Source organism: Arenimonas caeni (assembly GCF_003024235.1).
Lineage (GTDB): Bacteria > Pseudomonadota > Gammaproteobacteria > Xanthomonadales > Xanthomonadaceae > Arenimonas > Arenimonas caeni.
On the sequence record NZ_KZ679090.1, the window covers coordinates 63,216 to 82,548 of the forward strand.

A 19,333-nucleotide genomic window follows, 5' to 3' on the forward strand; every position below is an offset into this window, starting at 1 on the left:
CTATCGATCACAGGAGTGAAACCCTGTGTAAAAAAATGGTTCTTCACCCAAGTCCGGGGAATGCCGCCCGAATCTTCAGGAAGAAGTAGGCGTCGTCCCGGTAGCCGTAGGCCACCCGCTTGATGACCTTGATCTTGTTGTTGATGCCTTCGACCAGGTTGGTGCCCAAGGGCCAGCGGCAGTGGGCCAGGATGCCGGCCAGGTAGGGCTCGATGCGGCGAACGAAGGCCCGCAGTGGCTCCAGCCCACTGCGCAGGGCCCGGCGTTTCCAGCTTTTCCAGGCTTTCCTGGCCCAGGCTTCGGATCGGTAGTCCCAGAGCGCTTTGAGGTCATCCTTGAGCAGGTAGGTCGTCAACAGCGCCTTGTTGGCCGCCAGCAGTTCCTCCAGCCGCACGACCTGATCCCGCGGCACGTTTTCACGGTTACGCAGCAGCAGCCAGCGCGACGTCTTCACCACCCGCCGGGCTGGCTTGTCGCCCCTGAGTCGGTTGGCTTCATCCACCCGCACCCGGTCGATCACCTCGCGGCCGTACTTGGCCACGACGTGGAACAGGTCGTAGACCACCTCGGCGTTCGGGCAGTGCGCCCGCACTTCCAGGTCAAAAGCCGTGCTCATGTCCATGGCCACGGCCCGGATCTGGGCACAGCGATCAGGACCAAGGAGTTCAAAGAAAGGCCGAATGTCGGCCCTGGACCGACCCCGCCCCACCCACAGCACCCGCTTGCGCTCGGGATCAACGATCACCGTGGCATAGCGGTGGCCCTTTTGAATGGCGAACTCGTCCATGGCCAGCAACCGCACCCCGTCCAGATCCGGCGGGCCCAGCGTGCGTTCCAGGTGCCGGAAATCGATCGCCTTGACCGTCTTCCAGTCCAGCCCGAACCACCGGGCCGCGTGCCGAACCGACGTCCCGGCGCACAGCCGGGCCACGCTCTCGGCCAAGCGCCGGGTCACCCGGGCATGGGGGTCGAGCCACTCAAGCCGCTCCAGCCGTGGCCCGCAGCGCGGGCAGGCCAGGCGCAGACGCGGCACCACCAACTCCACCGTGTGCTCGAACAGCGGCAGGTCCCGGACCCGGCGCACGGTCTGGTCGTGAATGGCCGCCACCGGCTGGTCACAGCCTGAGCACCGGCGCTGCGCGCCCTCGTCGGGGACCAGCTCCAGCACGACCCAAGACTGGCCGCTCCGCTGCTCCTGACGCCAATCATCCACGCGATAACCCACCCAGCCACCCAGCTGGGCAATACAATCCCCGTCGGCCACGGCCGACCCCCGGTTTGTTGTCTAGACAACTACAAACTACCCGGGTCGGCCGTGTGCCACTCTCCCCTCAGTTGGGAGAAGAACCAAAAAAATACGGGAAGAGCACTACCTTGTGAGTGAAGTGTTGGTGGTCGAGTAGGAAGGGTGGTTTGAGTAGGAGGATTCTCTCTCTTTATAGGGGGGGGGTGGCTCTACGCGCACTTACCGTTTCCTCACACGTGACGCATCTACTCGCTCATAACCAGTCGAAGGTCGATGGCCAACCCATCGACCTTTGTAATTTCTTAGTTCGGGAAAGGGTAGTGCTCAGATGGCCAGCTTTCACTTCGAAATCAAGTCAGGAAAAAAGGGGCGTGCCACTGGGCACGCGGATTACATCACTAGGCAAGGTGTCCACAGGAAGCACGGCGACCTGCTGTTCTCCGGCAGCGGGAACATGCCCTCGTTCGCACAGGACAGTCCGAAATCGTTCTGGCCGCCAGCGGATCGGTTTGAGCGCGCCAATGCCGCGGTTTACAGGGAGTACATCATCGCCTTGCCGCGAGGCTTGACGGTGGATCAGCTGCGCGCTTTGGTGGACGACATGATCCCAGGGTTGGTAGGGGATAGGCCGTACCAGTACGCATTGCACTCGCCAGAGTCATCGATTGACGGCGGAGAGAACCCGCACCTCCACCTGATGTACTCGGATCGTGCTCCGGACGGCATTGATCGTTCACCGCAGCAGTACTTTGCAAGATACAACCCTGATCACCCAGAGAAGGGGGGTTGCAAGAAGCTGAGCGGTGGACGTAATCGAATACAGCTTCGTGACGAGGTGATCGCGAAGCGTCGCCATGTGGCAAACGTCCAGAACGCGCATCTGGCGCTTAATGGAAGGAGTGACTTCGTGGACCACCGATCCCTGCAAGAGCAGGGGGTGGACCGAGCCCCGGAGCGCCACCTTGGGCCGGCCAGGATCAGCGGTATGTCAGAGGACGATGTGCGGCAGCTCAGGGAGGCTCGGGTGAGCCGGGAGACGCCGGACCCCTCGGCCACTTCCGGCCTCGGGTTGACGCTGGGGGATTGCGTAACGACATCCGGATGAGCTGTTCTTGACGATGGACCCCCCGAAATCCGCTAGCTCTAGCGGATTTCGGAGGGGGGGGTAGGCATCAGACGCCGGGGTAAACCGGGCGCAATGACCTAAGGACGATGTGCTCGCCGCCTCCCGACCTAACCCTCTGGATTCGCCCTTGGGCCTCCAGCACGTCCAACAGCGGCTCATACACCCTCGGGTCGCGCAGCGAGTTCGGGCCTACCTGGCCAATCAGGCTCTTCGGAAAGCGGCCCGTGGTGGGCGGCACGGCGTTTCGAAAACGGCGGTCAATCCAGCCGTTCAGCAGCTCGACTCTAGAGATCATGCTTCCCTCCGAGCCGAGGTTTGCCATGTAGTGCCAGGAGAACATCTCCACCAGAACGATGGCGGCCCAGAATGTCGAGGGGCTGACTGGACCTTGGAAGCCCTCGAACACGTGCAGCAGCACGGCGATCCGTACGGCGTTCTCCGCAAGCTTGAGGGCATGCTCCGGCTCGGATTCGAAGTGCCCATGTTCGTACGTCAGCTGGATCCGGCCCTTAGCGTACGACACCCGCAGTTCCTCCGCCTCGGCGCTCAGGGGCGGAGCCAGGCGCTCAAAGTCCTCCGTGTCTGCCGCCCAGATGCCTTTCTCCAGCAGGGAGATAAGGCGGGCCATGAATGCGGCCTTCTCCGGTAACGAACCCTGCACCCCGCGAACCAGATCCTCCGAGGGGGTGGGTGGCGTCGCCACCACGAGGAACCGGGCTAGAAAGCCTGACGTCTTCAAGGCGCGTCCGTAACGGCTCATCACCTCATCAAGCAGCCCTGGGTGGATCAGGGCCAGGGTCGTCAGGCGCGCGTTCCGAAGCGACACGTTGCCATGCTTGATGGTGCTGCTCCTGATGGGTTCGCCAGACCACGCGTTATTGAGCGCGCTGGAATCTCTTCTCAAGACGCTCTCCATCAACTGCTTTGCCTCGTAGGAGAGCAGGAAACTAGTGGGAAGTGCCTTCATCGACTGGTACAAGGCAGCGGGCGTTACCTTGTTGAAGATGAACGCTCGCCCCCGGAAGAGGTCCGTTCGTGACGCCTCGAAGTCTTCGATCGCCTTTAGGAAGTACTCGGCGAAGGAGGATTTTCCTCCCGACGAGTTGCCAACCCCCAGCATGTACAGCGAGACCGGTCGACGACCTTGGGGGGTCACCATGTCGACCTGGCTCTGCAGGGCAACCGACAGCGCGCCAAGTGCACTGAAGTAGCCTAGCTCCATCGGCCACCGTGTCGCGGCGTGAAACTCAGTGACTGCGGCTTGGAAAAGAGGCAAAGGCAGGCGGCCCGGCTCCACCGGCAGGTTGTTCGGTCCTGTGAACAGGAAGGATCTCGGAGGGTCTCTAAACTTGGGGTTGATCATGCGCGATCCTCCCCCAGTTCATCCTGGGTGAGCCCCGGAAAGCTCGCAGCTGAAACGGGCAGGTCACCTCGTTGGAGGGCACTCGCGCCTTGGAGCGGCGACTTGGCTGCCTTCGTGGCGCCGCGGGTAGTCAACGAGGTGCCGGAGGTGTCGCAGGGCGGCTCGCCGGAGTACTTCCGGAGCAACTCCTTGAAACGCGTAGGACTGAGCTTGACACCGTGGTTGGCCAGAACGGCAAGGATGTCGCGCTGGGTGACCTTCTCGGCGATCAGTCGCTGAATGTCCGGGTACAACCCCGCAAACGCTTGTTCCTTGCCGTGGGTCGGCTTGGGCTTGAGCAGGAGCAGCTGTTCGCGGATGGAATCGATCGGGGAAATCGGAGTGGTCGCTTTACGGGTGTTCCCGGGGGTGGTGTTGGTCATGGCCGGTCTCCTTAGGCGACGGCCCGGGCAAGGGACTTCGCCTCGAGGTAGGCGATGACCTCCCAGGCCCACCAGACCGACGGAGAGCGACGGGACTTGCCCAACTTGAACGGCCTCGGAGCTTCCGGATCGAAGCTGGGGTCGTTCGGGTTCAGCCGGGCGTACCACGCGCTGCGGCTCAGTCCCGACAGGTAAAGGACCTCAGGCAAGCGAAGGCCCCGGCGAAGGCTCAGGTCGCTAATCGAGGACAGGTGCGCGACGGGACCAGCGGACTCCTTGCGGGCTTCCGAGAGTCGGCTGTGGGACGCATTGGAAATGTTCGTGGTGATCATGTGCTTTCCTTTCGATGGCCTGCCGGCGTCATTGCCGGCAGTGATCGGAAAGCTACGGACGGTGGCGGACGAGCGAATCAGCCCCCGGCGGGAGCTGTTGACGACTTAACCGGGATATGGCTGGGTCAAGAGTCTGGCTCGGGATCCGCCTTGGAGACGCGAGTCGTCAGCGTAAAGCCATCGGCACGCACACTGATGATCTCCAATGAGGGCGCAGCGCTAGGCTCCGGACCTTCAGGCTCACCGGGGTGATGCGCTTTCGGGAGTGGTTCGGCCCGATCTTTGCCCGCCTTGCGCTGGCTGAATTGTGCGAACCGTCGCGAGATCTCGGGGTACGGCCCGTTGGGCAGAGCCCAGTCGCGCGTCAAGGCTTCGATGCGCTGCAGGGCTTGGAACCGCCGTTCACTATTTGGCAAAGCTTTGTCGATCTTCGCCTTGTCTGCATACTCGAATAGAAACTCCTCTATCTCTCCTTCCTTGTCACATATCCGCTGGTAAACCATCTCTCGCGCCTCGGCGATGCTTCTTGGGTTCCGATTCTTTGCGACCCAATCAAGTGCGCCGAGAACCATGCCGCGTGCAACCTCCGTCACTTCAGCATTCTTCTCGGCGCGCTTTCGCGCTTGGGCCATTAGCTCGGATTCCGTCGAGTTCAATCCAAGGTGGTAGTAAGCAATGGCAATCAAGTGCCATGCTCGATCCGGGATCGGCGACGTCAATGAACGCTCGGCCTCTTGAAGGTAGATTGCCGAGATCAATAGCCCTTTGAAGGGAAAGGACGATGAATCCTTCCAGCCGCGGGGGATTGTGCTGCCCATGATGATGGAGACACGCAAGTGTTCGGCCCACGAGAGAGCTGGCGACGGCTCCTGCAAATCAAGCAGCTCCTTCGCGAGGTCCCACAGCTCGGGTACATCGTAGTCCATAGCGCATTGATCCCAGAGTGCCATCGCGCTACCGATGAGCGTTTCTGGATCAACCGCTCGTTGGCCTAGCTGCTCGTAGATAAAGTACGACGCGGGCTCATCGACACGCTTGCCTTCTGTGATGCTCAAATCTCTTGTCTCCAAGGGTTCGATTACGCAGCAAGAATAATGGCGTCTTGTACTTGGCCAGCACTCAGCAGGCTAATTAAGCTACTGGAAAATAGGTCCGAGTAACCGAGTTGAATCAAAGAAATGCTCTTCGTGTAGCAAGGAGTAGATTGTGGGCGATTGAGCGAATTCTCTGAGCAATAATAAACGACGCACCTTCTGATTCACGCCCCACGCGCAATTGAATAGCGATACCGATACCGTCTCAACTTCAATTCATCCCCTATCGTCGAAATGACCGGCATGAGGCCCGGACTATACGGCTGCGAAATGACCTGGACTCAGGATGGGCCGGGAGCTCAGGTGTTTGCGGAGACATCCGAATCCATCCGCATCACCTGCATTATTTGCCAGCGGTCGCTGAAGCAGCAGTCCGCCATTGCCTTCGCCCCTTTCTATGGCCGAGGGTGGTCGCCTCTTCTCGACGGGATAAAAACCTCAGCTCTTCAAATGCGACTTCTAGCAGGAAATTCCGAGTGCTCAATGGTGTGCACGGTGACTTCAGTGGCTACCGCGGCCACAGAATCCGGCACCTGGTAGCGAATGGCGGTCTCATTGGAAGATCCAAAATTCCTAGAGGCTTGGTGCGGCAAAGCCGCAATTGCGTGGCTCCCAGTGACGCGGCACTCAGGTGCCTGCCCGGATACGCCGAGCAGTTAAGCGCTGGAGGGAGCTTGGGGCGCCCCTGGAAACTGGCTGCGCATGCGGCTGGCACTGTCGACTGCTTGTAGGAGAGCGACTGGTTGGTACCTTCCTGACCTTAATGCCCTGATCCCTAATCGTCTCGTTGGCAGGCATTCAAGCGACTTAGGCGCTCTCAGGAGCATTGGATATCCCTCTACGCTCCCGTTCTTGCGCGAGACGCCCGCGACATTGCTCGACCCAGCCAAAAACAGGGAGTGGTCAAGGGAGCTTCATCACGTTCGACTGGTGCAGGCCGGATTGATCGGGTCCTTATGCAAGTGGTACCCTCGACCGCGGCGTATGCCGCGCTACGTGCTCAGGGCGAAGAAAGGTGTGCGGCAATTGCCATGGCAAGCGAGGGGCTCACATGAAGAAGAAGGGTGGTCGCAGTAGTTCGAAGGAAGGCCAAACAAAGACACATGCCGCCACTGCGATCGACATCGCGTGTGTCGATTTGTTTTGCGGAGCCGGTGGACTGACACGAGGTCTCATAGACGCAGGCATTCGAGTCGTGGCGGGCGCTGACCTTGATACTGCTTGTAAACATCCGTTTGAGACCAACAATGGGAGTGCTTTCTACGCCATTGATGTGACGAGCCTAAATGCGTCGGACTTGGCCTCTTGGTTCGGCGATGCCCAGGTACGCATGTTGGCTGGCTGCGCGCCGTGCCAGCCTTTCTCAAGCTACTCGCAACGCTACGAAACCGTCGGTACCGAGCGCTGGGGATTGCTTAACCAGTTTGCGCGCTTGGTGCGGGAATCAAGGCCCGATATTGTGACGATGGAGAACGTTCCGACCGTGACCAAGCACTCGGTGTTTGGAGATTTTGTATCCACGCTGAAAGTTCAGGGATACGAGGTCTGGTTCGATGTAATTGACTGCGCTGATTATGGTCTCCCCCAGCGTCGGCGTCGTACCGTTCTAATTGCTTCGCGATTTGGCGAAATTAAACTTACCCCCCCATCAAATGTGCCAAAGAGAACTGTCGCGGATGCGCTCAAGGGGCTTCCGGTGCTTCGTCATGGAATGGCCAACAGCAAGGACCCGTTGCATGCAGCTTCAGGGCTGTCAGAGCTTAATTACGAGAGGATCAGGGTCTCAAAGCCGGGCGGTACTTGGCGTGATTGGCCAAAAGACTTGGTCGCCGACTGCCATAGGAGGGAATCCGGCAAAACGTACTCAGGTGTCTATGGCCGTATGAGGTGGGATGAGCCAGCGCCGACGCTGACCACGCAGTTCTTCGGCTTTGGAAACGGGAGGTTCGGTCATCCATCGCAGGCTCGTGGTCTATCATTGCGCGAAGGGGCAATTCTTCAAGGCTTCCCCAAGGACTATTCCTTTGTGCCTGAGGGCGCCAGCATTCAATTCAAGGTGCTTGGCCGCTTAATTGGTAATGCTGTCCCAGTTGATCTTGGGCGAGTTATTGGCGAAGCCGTCGTTGCGCACGTCCACAAGCACGCCTGCAAAAAGTCTTCGAGAGTGAGTGGCCAGTGTGAGCAAAGTGGCGATGTTCGGCCGTTAGGGGTTGTCAGTGCCTGACGTGCGTTGCCATATCCGGTAGGCGATGTCAGCGCCACGGCAAGGTGCTGGAGCCAGCACTATGCGCGAGGGCGTTGCTTCCGAGATTGTGCGGCGATTCGAGGTGCGCCAGCTGGTCGTCGTAGAGAATTTGTTTCAAGGGGTCAGCAGAGCGCCGTCAGGTCAGTCCGTTTCGCTTGCGAAATGATTGGCGCAGAGTGTTGAGCGGTGTCGCGCGGCGCGTCTTGGGAGTAGGGAGTGCGCTCTTGGCATGGCTAGCCGTCGGCAAGGAAGCTTGAATGCAGTTGGCATGAGGGCTCTTCTCGGCCGCAAAGGTGCGCAGCGCTATCAAGACGCAACAAGAGAAGTTGTCAGTGTTGCTGCCGCACCAGTCGGTATCGAGGGCGCGATGATGAAGCTGCAAGATGCTGGCCGTAATGTCAGGTAGGCTGCGTATACAGTAGGGGCTGGGTCAGTCAGCTTGGGCAGGCCAGCCTCTGTTGATTCGTCTCTGCCGATGAACGCCTTAGCGCAGCTGCCGCCCAGGAAGAGAATGCCGAAGCAAGGAGGAGCTAGCTATGAAGCTCAGCAATGACACCGCGAAAGCCGTCCCAACCAAGCAGTTCTTTGTGTCAATGCTGACTCGAGACATAAGTCTTGATGACGCAATTCTCGACCTAATCGACAACTGCCTGGATGGTGCAATGCGTCTTGCCAATGGCGGAGACGTCGACTACGGGAAGCATCACGTCAAAATAAAGCTTTCCAAGGATCTATTCTCGATTGAGGATAATTGCGGCGGCATCCCTCGCGAAGTGGCCATCAACTACGCATTCAAGATGGGGCGCGATGCCGACGATAAGCGCGATGCCGACACTGAGACAATCGGAATGTACGGCGTCGGAATGAAGCGTGCTCTCTTCAAAATGGGGACTGACGCGCTTGTGAAGACGCGGCATGGAGAGGACACATTCGAGGTTCATATCGACTCGAATTGGCTAAGTGATAAGGAGTGGCGAGAGCTTCCGATCAAGGTGCCTAGCAAGGCTGCTGAAATGCTCGACTATCCAGGCACCTCAATTGTAGTCAAGGATCTGTATCCGGGTGTTGCTAAGCACTTCGCAAATGCGGCTTTCATTAATGACGTGGAGACTGCGATCTCTCATCATTTCACCATGTTTTTGCAGCGTGGACTTAGGATCGAGCTCAATGGTAGATCGGTGAAGCCGGTTCGCGTGGAGGTGCTCGTTTCGAGGCGAAAGGATGGTCCTGCGCCATACGTCTATCAAAAGACGATTGATGGTGTGCTTGTTTCCATAACTGTCGGCCTAAATACCAGCCGTCAGTATGAGGGCGATTCCGACCACGACGAGGTTGGTGACTTTGCAGGCCAGCGTAATTCTGCGACTGCCGGTTGGACCGTTCTTTGTAATGACCGCGCTGTAATAGTGGGAGACAAAAGTCGTCTGACGGGCTGGGGTGACGGAATACCGCTCTACCATGACCAATTCATAGTCATCACGGGCATCATCGAGTTTCGCGCAAAAGACGCGAAGAAATTGCCTGTGACAACGACAAAGCGCGCGCTGGACACATCGTCAGATGTCTGGCTTGAGTCTCTGGTCAAGATGAAAGAAGGAATGCGCGTTTGGATCTCCTACACGAATCAGTGGAAGAACCATCCGCGAGAAGATCAATCCGTTTACTGGTCGGATGCAAAGCCGATGTCACTTAGTCAGGCGATTGAGGCGGTATCTCCGCGCGCCACTAAGAGGAGGGGAAGCGTTGCGCTTGAGTTTGACCCTCGAAAGATGAAGGGTGTGCTTCCTGAGCCAAAGGAGAGCGCTCCTTCTGGGCGTCGGATCGTCTTCTCTCGACCCGCTGAGGAGGTGCGGCTGGTTTCGAAGATGCTCTTCGATGATGCAAACGAGAAGCCCGGAATCGTCGGAGACAAATGTTTCGAGATTCAGCTCGTGAAGGCTAGCAGGGTGGAGCGCTGAGGAATGAGCGGCTCTTCATTGCCATATAAGCTTCGTCCAAACAAAGCTGTCGATCGAGAGCTGTTTCTCTCTCTTCTGATGCGATTGGCTCCAAAACTGGGCCTTGAGAAATACCATTACGTGAGTCTGGGCGGCCCCTTCTTAGAAGACTTTCGGCTCGTTCATTCACGGGTTGGCATCGGCCGCAAGAGGAATGGTCGCACGGTTGGCAGACTCACCTGCGTTGAGTCTGAGCTGGAGATTCATAAGAGGCAAAAGTTCAATCGACCGTTGGCCGCGATAAGATGCGTCCACTCCACTCTCGAAAAGTTCCTAGATCAGACGACCTTCGCGACTCCGGCAATTATTTGGTTTGACTATACGGCGCCTAAAGACATTGCGTCTCAGATTCAGCGGTTCGCGGCGACCGTAGGTACAGTGCCAGTCGGAAGTGTCTTGCGAGTAACGCTGAATGGAAATCCGACGTCGCTTGGTAGTGGCGGAGAAGAGCCGTCTGGGAAGGATCTTTCCGTCGAGGTTGATGGAGAGGTGTCATCCGATCGCGCGCAGAAGCCGACGAAGGCCGAGTGGCGTCTGGAAGAGTTCAGGCAGCGATTGGGCGCGCTCGTGCCTGCCGGAATTGCTCCGGAAGCGATGACGCACAAGAAGTATGGCCCAACGCTGCTTGGAGTGCTGAAGCTTTCAGTCGATAAGCAGGCGCTAAGTTTCTCAGATCGCCAAGTCGTCTGGGCCCTGGCAACGCATTATGCCGACGAACAGCCCATGGTGACTGCGGCGCTTGTCGTAGCTCCGAAAGGAGATTCGGATCTTGAGAAGTTGGTCCGAGGATGGGAGTTCTTTTCGAAGCCGGAAGATCCGCATCGAGTTGAGCTTCCGGCGCTTTCTTCGTTGGAGCGACTGACGTTGGAGTCAAGCAGTTACGCGCACAGAAGGCTCGGTTTCGATCTTGCGAAGGTTGTAGATTCGAAGCTTGGCACTGATCCAGTCGACAGTTTCAGAAAGTTCTACAGGCTCTATCCGCACTTCTCCAGGGTGGATCTGTAAGGCTTGGAGAATCTACGCCGAACGACTGCTGCCGAGGCATCTGGCTAGGTTCTGGATGCTATATGCATGTGTTTCCCTCATGAATCGCGTTTCGCGAGTGTCGAATCCGTGATGTTTTCTGAGCCGCAGAGCGCGTGGCAGCTGGGGTCGAACAGGAGGCGTTGGAGGATGAGTAATGGATCAGCTTCGTGACCTCGCGGACAGCAGGCTCTTTCGTGGATGTGCATATTGCGGAGCGCATCCAAGCACACGAGATCATGTCCCATCTAAGGTGTTCTTGGATGAGCCCTTTCCGACTGAGCTTCCTGTGGTTGGTGCCTGCAAGGTATGCAACAGTGGATTTTCTCGGGACGAAGAGTACGTTGCTTGCCTGGTGGAGTGTGCACTTCTTGGTACCGTTAATCCTGCATTGCATCGTCGAGAGAAGATCGCAGGTATTCTTCGGCGCTCTCCTGCGCTCCGAGCAAAAATGGCTTCTGCTAGGAGCGAAGTGGAGGGTCAGGTTTCCTTCTCCATTGAGCCGGAAAGGGTCCGAAATGTTGTGCTCAAGTTGGCAAGAGGACACGCCATGTTCGAGCTCAGCTGGTTTTCGGATCAAGATCCGGTGGCGGCTTGGTGGCATCCTATTGCTCTGTTGAGCCCCGAACAGCGGGAAGAATTTGAGAATGTGCCTGCCCCTCAGTTATGGGGTGAAATTGGGACGAGGGCCAGCCAGCGGGTTGGTGTGATTCAAGCAAAGCTTGTCGGTCCGACTGGCGAAGAGCGAGTGATCGACCTCTTGATCAACGATTGGCTGGATGTTCAGCAAGGTCGCTATCGCTATTTGGCAACCGATCAGGATGGACTGATTCGGGTGAGAATGGTTTTGGGGGAGTACTTGGCTTGCGAGGTGGTGTGGGAGCAGTCGTGACTTGGTGAGTCGTTTCGGGGTCGGCTGTGAGACCAGAAGGGTGAGTGCTCGCGGTCGTTATGGTGATTGAATTCCGTCGTGCTGCGACGATCCCTCGCGTTTATGCTCTGTGCTCTCAGTTTGTGGTGCATGCGTACTTGGCGACGAGAATGGTAGTCCGTTGAGGTCCGCTTAAGTCCACGTTAGCCTCGGCTGGGTGTGAGTCAAAGTGTGAGGCAACTGAGAAGCTCGCATTCGAAAAGACCAAGTAGGACAATTGGATAGCCTATCTATTTGGGTGCTGGTGGGCCCACAACTACGTTCGACCAAACTCCCCGAATGGTCGAGTCGGTGCCGTGGCTGGAAGCGGCATCTGACGCAGGTTGACTGCGGTATGGGCCGTATCCGTAGAAGCCCCCGGCAGTCAAATAGGATCTTTCGCGATTGGCCAAGACCTCGCCCGGCCCGATCGGCTTGTGTCCTGTCGATTCGCCCGAGTTTTGCCGAAGCGTCCCCCGTGGTCCGGTCTCATCCCGGGGCACTAAGAATGCACGAGCGGCCAGCGCAGTCGTTGCCAGGCTGGAGGCAGCAACTCGGGCGCGTGGGTCACGACGAGGCAACAGCGCTCCTCGAGCCATGGCTGCAGAGTCCGCAGAAGGTGGGCCATGACCGCGGCGTCGAGGCCGCGAAAAGGCTCATCGAGGATCATCAGGTCGGGATCCCGGAGCAGAAGGGCCGCCAGTTGAAGCCGCCGCGCCTGCCCGCCCGAGACACGGGCCCCTCGCGGACCAAGCCGGTACTCCAGACCGTCGCCGGTCTGGCGGAAGACAACATCCAACGCCACAGCGTCCAGAACACGGTGCAACGCCTCGTCGCGGACCGAACCAAGGCCAAGACACAAGAACTCCCTTACGGTCAGATCGAGAAGGTTGTCCTCCTGGCCGAGAAAGCCCATACGCGCGTAGCGGTGAGCGTCGGACAGCCCCATCCAGTCCAGTCCGTCCAAAGTCACCCGCCCCGCAAGCGGTGCGAGCTCGCCCGCGAGCGTCGCCAAAAGACTGCTCTTTCCGCCCCCGCTGGGGCCGTAGAGGACGCATGGGCGCGAGGGAAGCAAAGTGATCGTCCAAGGCAGCGCGTTCTCGGGCTGATGGCGAGTCAGCAAGCCATCGACTACCAACTCGCGCCGCGCGGCGTGACCCGTCGGCGACACCAGTCCATGGGAAGCAAGGTCGGTGCGAGCCTCGGACTCCAGTGCCAACACCCGCCGCGCCGATGCTTCCGCTTCACCCACCCGCCACCACGCCCCGGGAATTCCCGCAAGCGCCTCTCCAAGCCCGAGCGTCATCAGTGCGACCAGTGCGAGGGAGGGAGCATCAAGGGTGCCCACGCCCATCGCCACCACGGCGACGAGCCAGAGCCCAACCAAGGCTTGGACGCAGTGCTCGGCGAGCAGCGACCATTGCTCCTGGTCTCGCTCGCGACGCACGAGCTCGGCGGCCAGGCAATCCAATCGAACACGCCCCAAGTCAGCCTTCCGGTACGCGATTCGCTCGGCCAGCCCGCTGAAGTGCTCGTGATGGGCGACGCGTAGCATGACGCGGGAAGCCACCAGCGCCTCTCCCCGCTGGCGACCTTTTGCGGCGAACGTGAACGCGGCGATGCCGATGGTGGCACCCCCCAGGAAGAGGACCGCGGCCATCGCCGGCGAGCCCCAGTGCGCCATGGCCGCCACGGAAGCCAAGAGGGTCAGCGTCGCCGCAACCAAGGGGCCCACCACGCGCAAAGGCACGCCATCGAGGGTGTCGATGTCACGCATGAGCCGGGTGACCAGGTCCGCATGGCGCTCGCCGCCCAGTGTTTCCGCCCATTGGTGCGCGGGCGTGCCTGCGACGATCGTGAAGAGGCGCACGCGCAGATCGGCGAGCAGGCGAAGCACCGCCGCGTGGCCGACGACGCGCTCGATGTATCGGGTGACGGGCTTGACAAGGGCCAGGCCGCGGATCGCCGTGGACGGCGTGAAGATGTTGAGGCCGACCAGCAGTCCCAGGCCCGCCAGCGCGCTCGCCGCGATGAACCAACCCGACAGCGCGAGCAGCGCCGCCCCTGTGACCCAGGTCAGGGCCAGGCATGCCCATGCCATCAACCATCGGCCCATGCCGGGCCGATAGAGATCCCAGAGGTAGCGTGCCGGGCTCATGGCGCGCATCGTGCGTCACCGAGGTCGATGCGGCTGTCGCATCGCCCCAGAACGGCCGGGTCGTGGCTGGCGATCAGCACGGCCGCGCGCGCCTCGCGTGCCAGTGGAAGGAGTTGGTCGAGGAGCCGGTCTCTCGTCACGTCGTCCAGTGCCGCCGTTGGCTCGTCCAGGAGCCACAACGGTGCCCCGGACAACAGGGCACGCGCGATGCCGATGCGCTGCGCCTGTCCACCTGAAACCCCGGAGGCCTGCTCGCCTATCACCGTATCCAGGCCGTGCGGCAGCGCCGGGCAGGCGCTGCCGAGGCCCACGGCGTTGAGGGCCGCAGACAGCTTTGAATCATCCACCTCGTCCTCGCAAGCGAGCTGGAGGTTGGCTCGGACATCCCCGTGGAAGAGGTGGACGCGCTGGGGTACCCATGCCCATCGGTCGCTTCGTGCGACACGGCCCGCATCAGGGGAGAGGAAGCCCGCCGCCAGGGCCATTACCGTCGACTTGCCGCTGCCGCTCGGGCCCGCGAGTCCGACGATCTCGCCTTGTCGCAGCCGGAGGCTCAGGCCTTCCAGCACCGTGCGCCGTGGCTGGCCGTAGCCAAGGTGCACGTCATCGAAGACCAAGGCCGCCTCGTCACTTGGCCCGGCCAGCGTCACGGGGGACGGTTTGGCAAACGGCGCTTGATTTTCGAGGGCCGATAGCGACGAGGCGGCTGCCAGGGCGGCACCGCGCTCGTGGTAAGCCTGCGCGAGTTGGCGCAGGGGCAGGAACCCCTCAGGCGCCAGCATCAACAGGAAGAAGCCTGCCCATGCGTCGAGGCTTGCGGCCGGGCCGAAGGCGACCAGCCCCAGGAGCGCGAAGCCGACGTAGAGGGCCACGAGACCAATCGCCAACGCACTGAAGAGCTCGAGGGTGGACGACGACAGGAAGGCCACGCGAAGCACGCGCATCACCAGTTCGCGGTGGCCATGCGCCGCTTCGCCAACAGCTGAGGCAGACTCCCCCAGGGCACCGACGCGACGCAGCCACGGAAGCGTTTCCAGGCGTTGCAACAGCTCCGCGCCCAGTTGCGCCTCCCTGGCCTGCTGGGCCTCCTGGACTGACTGCGTCCCCAGCCCGATCAGGACCATGAACAAGGGCACCAAGGGTATCGCGATGAGCAGCAGCAGGCCGGCGATCCAGTCCTGCGACAGCACGACCACGATCACCGCCAGCGGGAACAGGCGAGCCCATTCCCGGGCTGGCAGGTATCGAGCGAAATACCCGTGCAGCGCATCGACCTGATCGAGATGGCGCTGCGCCCACCATGCCGTCGAACCGAGCGCCGCCATTTCGGCTGGGCCCCGCCGTGTGGCGTCTGCGATCAACCGCGAGCGCACTTCATTGCGCACGCCCGCAGACAGGGCTTGGCCGGCGTGGTCCCGTGCGAGCCCGCCCATGAGCCGCAGCACCACGCCCGCCGCAAGTCCGGACCAGGTCAGCGCTGACGGCGTCCCGCCGGAGGGCGTGAAAGCCGATACGAGCACAGTTGCTAGATTGCCGTAGAGCAGCAGGACGCCGGCCAAAGCAACCAGCGCCCCGCCACGCACGCCCCACAGCAGGCGGCGATGCCCGCGGGAAAGGGCATCAAGCCAGCGGGCATCGATCGCCGCGCGGGGCGCGCCCGCGAGCGACTCGACAGCGGCCTCAGTGGTAGCCGACACCCATCTTCACCTTGCCGCGGAACACGTAGTACGTCCAGGCCGTGTACATCAGCACGAACGGAATGACGAACAGGACGCCGACGAGGAGGAACAGCTGGCTCTCCGGCGCGGACGCGGCGTCATGGAAGGTGTGGCTCGGCGGCACGACGTAGGGCCATTTGCTGAACAGCAGGCCCGCGTAGAACAGTCCGAACAGGACGATGGTCCCGATGAACGGCAAGGCTTCACGGCCGCGCGCCAGCCCGCGCCAGACCAGGGCGGCCACCGCGACCGTGGCGGCCGGCAACAACCAAAGCCAGGAAAGGTTTCCGAACCAGCGGGCGTTTACGTACGCGTCCATCTGCGGCGTCCACACGCTCACCACCACGAAGAATCCCATGACGACGGCCAGCAGTCGCAGCGACCAGCGGCGCATCCGTTGCTGCAGTTCGCCCTCGGTCTTGAGAACCAGCCAGGTCGCGCCGAGCAGCGAGTAGCCCGCAACGAGACCCATGCCCGTCATGACGGTGAACGGGGTCAGCCAGTCGAAAGCACCTCCGACGTAGCGCATGTTCTCGGTCTCGAAGCCCTGGATGTAGGCGCCGACCACGGCGCCTTGGGCGAACGTCGCCACCAGCGAACCGCCGGTGAAGGCGAGGTTCCACATCGGCTTGCCTTTCGCCGAGGCCTTGAAGCGGAACTCGAAGGCGACACCGCGGAAGATCAATCCGGCCAGCAGCAGGAATACGCCGATGTAGAGCGCCGGCAGGAAGACCGCGTAAACGAGCGGAAAAGCGGCAAGCAATCCGGCGCCACCGAGGATGAGCCAGGTCTCGTTGCCATCCCAGACCGGCGCGACGGAATTCATCATCACGTCGCGCTCGTCTTCGTTGACGGCGAACGGAAAGAGCATGCCGACGCCGAGGTCGAAGCCGTCTGCCAGCACGTACATCAGCAGGCCGAAGCCGAGGATGGCCACCCAGACATAAGTGAAGTCGAACATGGGAAGGTCTCCGGCGATCAGGACTGGAAGAAGGGCGGCGTGGACGACGACTTCGCTTCGATCTCGACGGCGGACAGCGGACGCTTTGGCCGTCCGCGGTCGTCTCCGTGGGCCGGAAGCTCGGTGATGCCGTGCTGGATCACCTTGCGCAGATAATGGAGCCCGGCGGTGAAGACCACTGCGTAAACCGCGATGTAGCCGGCCATCGTCAGCAGCACCATCCAGCCCTCCAGGCTGGGCGTTACGGCATCGGTGGCCGTCATGACGCCGTAGATCAGGAAGGGCTGGCGACCGATCTCGGTGACGAACCAGCCGGCGAGCACGGCGATGAACGGGGCCGGGATCATCCAGGTCAGCAAGCGAAGGAATCGCGGTGACGAGCGCAACTTGCCGCTCCAGACGAGCCAGGCGCCCCAGAGGCCGACGAGGATCATCAGCATCCCGATGCCCACCATCACGCGGAAGCTCCAGAAAACCATGGCCACCGGCGGGCGCTCCTCAGGCGCGAAGTCCTTGAGGCCCTGGACGACGCCGTCGGGATCATGCTTGAGGATGACGCTCGCCAGTTTCGGGATGCCAACCTCGAGGTGATTCTCCTCGGCCTGCTGGTCGGGCAGCGCGAACAGCAGCAGCGGCACCTGCCCGCCCGTCTCCCAGTGGCCCTCCATGGCTGCGACCTTGGCCGGCTGGTGCTCCAGGGTGTTCAGTCCGTGCATGTCGCCGACGAACAGCTGTAGCGGCGCGATGACGGCCAGGAGCACGAGGGTCATCTTGAGCGCGCGCTCAGCTGACTCCACCGCGTGGCCGCGCAGCAGGTAGAGCGCCGAGACGCCGGCCACGACGAAGCCACCGGTCAGGAAGGATGCCAGCGCCATGTGGGCGAAGCGGTAAGGGAAGGAGGGATTGAAGATCGCCTCAGCCCAGCTGGTCACATGGACCATGCCCTCGCGCAGCTCGAAGCCGGTGGGCGTCTGCATCCAGGAGTTCGCGGACAGGATCCAGAACGACGAGATAAAGGTGCCGATCGCCACCATGTAGGCCGAGAGCAGATGCAAGCCCGGCGGCACCTTGCCCCGCCCGAACAGCAGGACGCCCAGGAACGCGGCTTCCAGGAAGAAGGCCGTCACGACCTCATAGGCGAGGATCGGCCCGAGGAAGTTCGACGAGGCGTAGGCAAAGTTGCTCCAGTTCGTACCGAACTGGAACGCCATCACCAGGCCCGACACCACGCCCATGCCGAAGACAACGGCGAAGACCTTGGTCCAGAAGGCGGCGAGCCGTTCCCAGTGGGGGCTGCCGGTCTTGAGCGAGATCGTCTCCAGCACCGCGATGTAGCTGGCGAGGCCGATCGTGAAGACCGGGAAGATCGCGTGGAAGGACACGACGAAGGCGAACTGCAGCCTGGAGAGGAAGACCGGATCGAGATCCATAGGTGCGGGCCTGAGACGGGTCGGCGTTCGCCGACCGGGGGTGGATGGGCATCGGATGACTGTAACGACCCGGATAAAGGACCGCCGGGCTGGAAGCAAGCCCCGCAAGGCCTTGCGGATCGATACGGCATCACGACAGGGGCTTTATATGAGCATACTCTTATATTAGTGTTGACTAAACTCAAAAGGGAATAGGTGGGCCAAATGCGTTCCGTACTCCGCAGTCTGTTGGCAGGCTCATCCGGCTCGGCCTCGGTCGAAGCACCGTTCAAAGCCATCAACGTCAAGGGCGGAATGATCGCGTGGCAACGTGCCGGCCTGCCGATGGAGGGAACACGATGAATACGAAGCGCCTTGAAAACAGCCTTGGTCCCGTCCTCGCGCTTGCCTGCGCGCTGGGCGTTGCGTCAGCTCCGGCAAGCGGATCCGCGCCGGCGCCGAACGCCCGGGCCGCAGAAGCCGCGAAAGCCTTCTCGGCTGAATTGCGCAGCACCTTGGGTGCCGCCATGGCCCAAGGCGGGCCGAGCGCTGGCGTCCGCGTCTGCCATCAAGAGGCTCCCCGCATCGCAGAACGGGTTTCGGCGGCGCATGGCGTCCGCCTCGGGCGCGTCGGGGTTCGCTCCCGGCAGCCCGCCAACCGGCTCGAGGGCTGGCAAAAGGCACTGCTGACAACGTGGCAGTCCTCGCCCCCGGCAGGAACGCCGGCAAGTTGGGCGCCCGTCAGCTCGATCGACCCGCAGGACGGAACGCTGCGCTGGGCGAAGGCCATCGAAACCGAGGCGGTTTGCTTGGTTTGCCACGGCCCCTCGGTCGAGCCGGGCCTGGCCGAGACCATCCGCCGTCTCTACCCCGATGATCCTGCCGTCGGCTTCGAACCCGGTAGCCTGCGCGGCCTGTTGTGGGTGGAGGTGGATCCGGCGAAGCCAGCCACGGTGACTTCTCCCGACGCGCGTCGGGTGATCCTCATGAGCGAGGCACAATCGGCCGCCTTGCGTCGTCAGATGCGCGCCCACCTGGAGCGGATCGAAGGCACGATGCTGGCCCTCGGCCACGACGATGCGCAATCCGCCGGGACACTCCTAGCCCAGGGCGCTGCTGGTGGGGGGCAGTCGGGCGGAGAGGATTTCCGCTCAGCCTTGCCTGAGGGTTGGTCGCGCTTCGCGCGGCCGATGCACGTTGCGCTGGGCCAAGCCTCCGAGGCGGCCGCCGCCGGGGACGTGCCCCGGACGCTCCGACATCTGGGCGAAGCGGTTGGCCATTGCAATGCCTGCCATGCGACCTACCGCGTCGAGGCCCGGGAGCCCTGAT

General features: G+C 61.4%; 16 protein-coding genes. 7 read left to right on the forward strand and 9 right to left on the reverse strand.

What is annotated here, in order from left to right; all coding sequences use genetic code 11:
- Positions 1-43 precede the first annotated feature (43 nt).
- Entirely contained in the window at positions 44-1,264 is a 1,221-nt protein-coding gene (locus C6N40_RS08330; protein ID WP_106990554.1) for an ISL3 family transposase, read from the reverse strand.
- A 310-nt stretch (positions 1,265-1,574) separates the two neighbouring features.
- Here C6N40_RS08330 and C6N40_RS08335 point away from each other — a divergent pair, with 310 nt between their 5' ends.
- A complete protein-coding gene (locus C6N40_RS08335; protein WP_106990555.1) occupies positions 1,575-2,351 on the forward strand; it encodes a MobA/MobL family protein in 777 nt (258 codons plus the stop codon).
- Positions 2,352-2,418: 67 nt separating this feature from the next.
- On the opposite strand, the gene C6N40_RS08340 is transcribed toward C6N40_RS08335, so the two are convergent.
- The 4 genes from C6N40_RS08340 to C6N40_RS14065 form a co-directional block, all read right to left on the reverse strand.
- A complete protein-coding gene (locus C6N40_RS08340) occupies positions 2,419-3,735 on the reverse strand; it encodes a DUF3987 domain-containing protein (RefSeq protein WP_106990556.1) in 1,317 nt (438 codons plus the stop codon).
- Complete coding sequence (locus C6N40_RS08345; protein ID WP_106990557.1) at positions 3,732-4,157, reverse strand: hypothetical protein; 426 nt, start codon at positions 4,155-4,157, stop codon at positions 3,732-3,734. Before C6N40_RS08345 ends, C6N40_RS08340 begins: the two co-directional genes overlap by 4 nt.
- Before the next feature lie 11 nt (positions 4,158-4,168).
- The gene (locus C6N40_RS08350; protein ID WP_106990558.1) at positions 4,169-4,489 is read right to left on the reverse strand and encodes a helix-turn-helix transcriptional regulator; all 321 of its coding nucleotides are present in this window, start codon (positions 4,487-4,489) and stop codon (positions 4,169-4,171) included.
- A 125-nt stretch (positions 4,490-4,614) separates the two neighbouring features.
- On the reverse strand, positions 4,615-5,544 hold the full coding sequence (locus C6N40_RS14065; protein WP_162782157.1) for a hypothetical protein: 930 nt from the start codon (positions 5,542-5,544) through the stop codon (positions 4,615-4,617).
- Between the two features lie 1,090 nt (positions 5,545-6,634).
- Here C6N40_RS14065 and C6N40_RS08355 point away from each other — a divergent pair.
- The 4 genes from C6N40_RS08355 (at position 6,635) to C6N40_RS14315 (ending at position 11,740) form a co-directional block, all read left to right on the forward strand.
- Positions 6,635-7,807, forward strand: a complete 1,173-nt coding sequence (locus C6N40_RS08355) for a DNA cytosine methyltransferase (protein WP_106990559.1) — start codon at positions 6,635-6,637, stop codon at positions 7,805-7,807.
- A 557-nt stretch (positions 7,808-8,364) separates the two neighbouring features.
- On the forward strand, positions 8,365-9,786 hold the full coding sequence (locus C6N40_RS08360) for an ATP-binding protein (protein WP_106990560.1): 1,422 nt from the start codon (positions 8,365-8,367) through the stop codon (positions 9,784-9,786).
- A 3-nt stretch (positions 9,787-9,789) separates the two neighbouring features.
- Positions 9,790-10,830, forward strand: coding sequence for an O-methyltransferase (locus C6N40_RS14070; RefSeq protein WP_162782158.1), 1,041 nt, complete (start codon positions 9,790-9,792; stop codon positions 10,828-10,830).
- Between the two features lie 568 nt (positions 10,831-11,398).
- Positions 11,399-11,740, forward strand: a complete 342-nt coding sequence (locus tag C6N40_RS14315; RefSeq protein ID WP_205208578.1) for a hypothetical protein — start codon at positions 11,399-11,401, stop codon at positions 11,738-11,740.
- 520 nt (positions 11,741-12,260) lie between these two features.
- Here C6N40_RS14315 and C6N40_RS08370 read toward each other — a convergent pair.
- From C6N40_RS08370 to C6N40_RS08385, 4 genes are read right to left on the reverse strand one after another with little or no spacing between them, the layout of a single operon-like run.
- Positions 12,261-13,916, reverse strand: a complete 1,656-nt coding sequence (locus C6N40_RS08370) for an amino acid ABC transporter ATP-binding/permease protein (protein ID WP_162782159.1) — start codon at positions 13,914-13,916, stop codon at positions 12,261-12,263.
- Positions 13,913-15,613, reverse strand: a complete 1,701-nt coding sequence (locus tag C6N40_RS08375) for an ABC transporter ATP-binding protein/permease (protein ID WP_106990563.1) — start codon at positions 15,611-15,613, stop codon at positions 13,913-13,915. Before C6N40_RS08375 ends, C6N40_RS08370 begins: the two co-directional genes overlap by 4 nt.
- Entirely contained in the window at positions 15,597-16,595 is a 999-nt protein-coding gene (gene cydB / locus C6N40_RS08380; RefSeq protein ID WP_106990564.1) for a cytochrome d ubiquinol oxidase subunit II, read from the reverse strand. Before cydB ends, C6N40_RS08375 begins: the two co-directional genes overlap by 17 nt.
- Positions 16,596-16,612: 17 nt before the next feature.
- Positions 16,613-18,025 (reverse strand): cytochrome ubiquinol oxidase subunit I, encoded by a 1,413-nt coding sequence (locus C6N40_RS08385; protein ID WP_106990565.1) that lies wholly within the window; start codon positions 18,023-18,025, stop codon positions 16,613-16,615.
- A gap of 204 nt (positions 18,026-18,229) precedes the next feature.
- Between C6N40_RS08385 and C6N40_RS14075 the strand changes: the two genes are divergently transcribed.
- Both C6N40_RS14075 and C6N40_RS08390 read left to right on the forward strand, forming a co-directional pair.
- A complete protein-coding gene (locus tag C6N40_RS14075; protein ID WP_162782160.1) occupies positions 18,230-18,367 on the forward strand; it encodes a hypothetical protein in 138 nt (45 codons plus the stop codon).
- The gene (locus C6N40_RS08390) at positions 18,364-19,332 is read left to right on the forward strand and encodes a c-type heme family protein (protein WP_106990566.1); all 969 of its coding nucleotides are present in this window, start codon (positions 18,364-18,366) and stop codon (positions 19,330-19,332) included. Before C6N40_RS14075 ends, C6N40_RS08390 begins: the two co-directional genes overlap by 4 nt.
- The last annotated feature ends 1 nt before the right edge of the window (position 19,333 follow it).

Excerpts from the sequence above, each read along its gene's own strand:
- C6N40_RS08335 (WP_106990555.1), top strand. The coding sequence starts at position 1,575 with ATGGCCAGCTTTCACTTCGAAATCAAGTCAGGAAAAAAGGGGCGTGCC.
- cydB (WP_106990564.1), bottom strand. The coding sequence starts at position 16,595 with ATGTTCGACTTCACTTATGTCTGGGTGGCCATCCTCGGCTTCGGCCTG.
- C6N40_RS14315 (WP_205208578.1), top strand. The coding sequence starts at position 11,399 with ATGTTCGAGCTCAGCTGGTTTTCGGATCAAGATCCGGTGGCGGCTTGG.
- C6N40_RS08370 (WP_162782159.1), bottom strand. The coding sequence starts at position 13,916 with ATGAGCCCGGCACGCTACCTCTGGGATCTCTATCGGCCCGGCATGGGC.
- C6N40_RS14075 (WP_162782160.1), top strand. The coding sequence starts at position 18,230 with ATGCGTTCCGTACTCCGCAGTCTGTTGGCAGGCTCATCCGGCTCGGCC.
- C6N40_RS08345 (WP_106990557.1), bottom strand. The coding sequence starts at position 4,157 with ATGACCAACACCACCCCCGGGAACACCCGTAAAGCGACCACTCCGATT.
- C6N40_RS08350 (WP_106990558.1), bottom strand. The coding sequence starts at position 4,489 with ATGATCACCACGAACATTTCCAATGCGTCCCACAGCCGACTCTCGGAA.
- C6N40_RS08385 (WP_106990565.1), bottom strand. The coding sequence starts at position 18,025 with ATGGATCTCGATCCGGTCTTCCTCTCCAGGCTGCAGTTCGCCTTCGTC.
- C6N40_RS14070 (WP_162782158.1), top strand. The coding sequence starts at position 9,790 with ATGAGCGGCTCTTCATTGCCATATAAGCTTCGTCCAAACAAAGCTGTC.
- C6N40_RS08355 (WP_106990559.1), top strand. The coding sequence starts at position 6,635 with ATGAAGAAGAAGGGTGGTCGCAGTAGTTCGAAGGAAGGCCAAACAAAG.
- C6N40_RS08390 (WP_106990566.1), top strand. The coding sequence starts at position 18,364 with ATGAATACGAAGCGCCTTGAAAACAGCCTTGGTCCCGTCCTCGCGCTT.
- C6N40_RS08340 (WP_106990556.1), bottom strand. The coding sequence starts at position 3,735 with ATGATCAACCCCAAGTTTAGAGACCCTCCGAGATCCTTCCTGTTCACA.
- C6N40_RS08360 (WP_106990560.1), top strand. The coding sequence starts at position 8,365 with ATGAAGCTCAGCAATGACACCGCGAAAGCCGTCCCAACCAAGCAGTTC.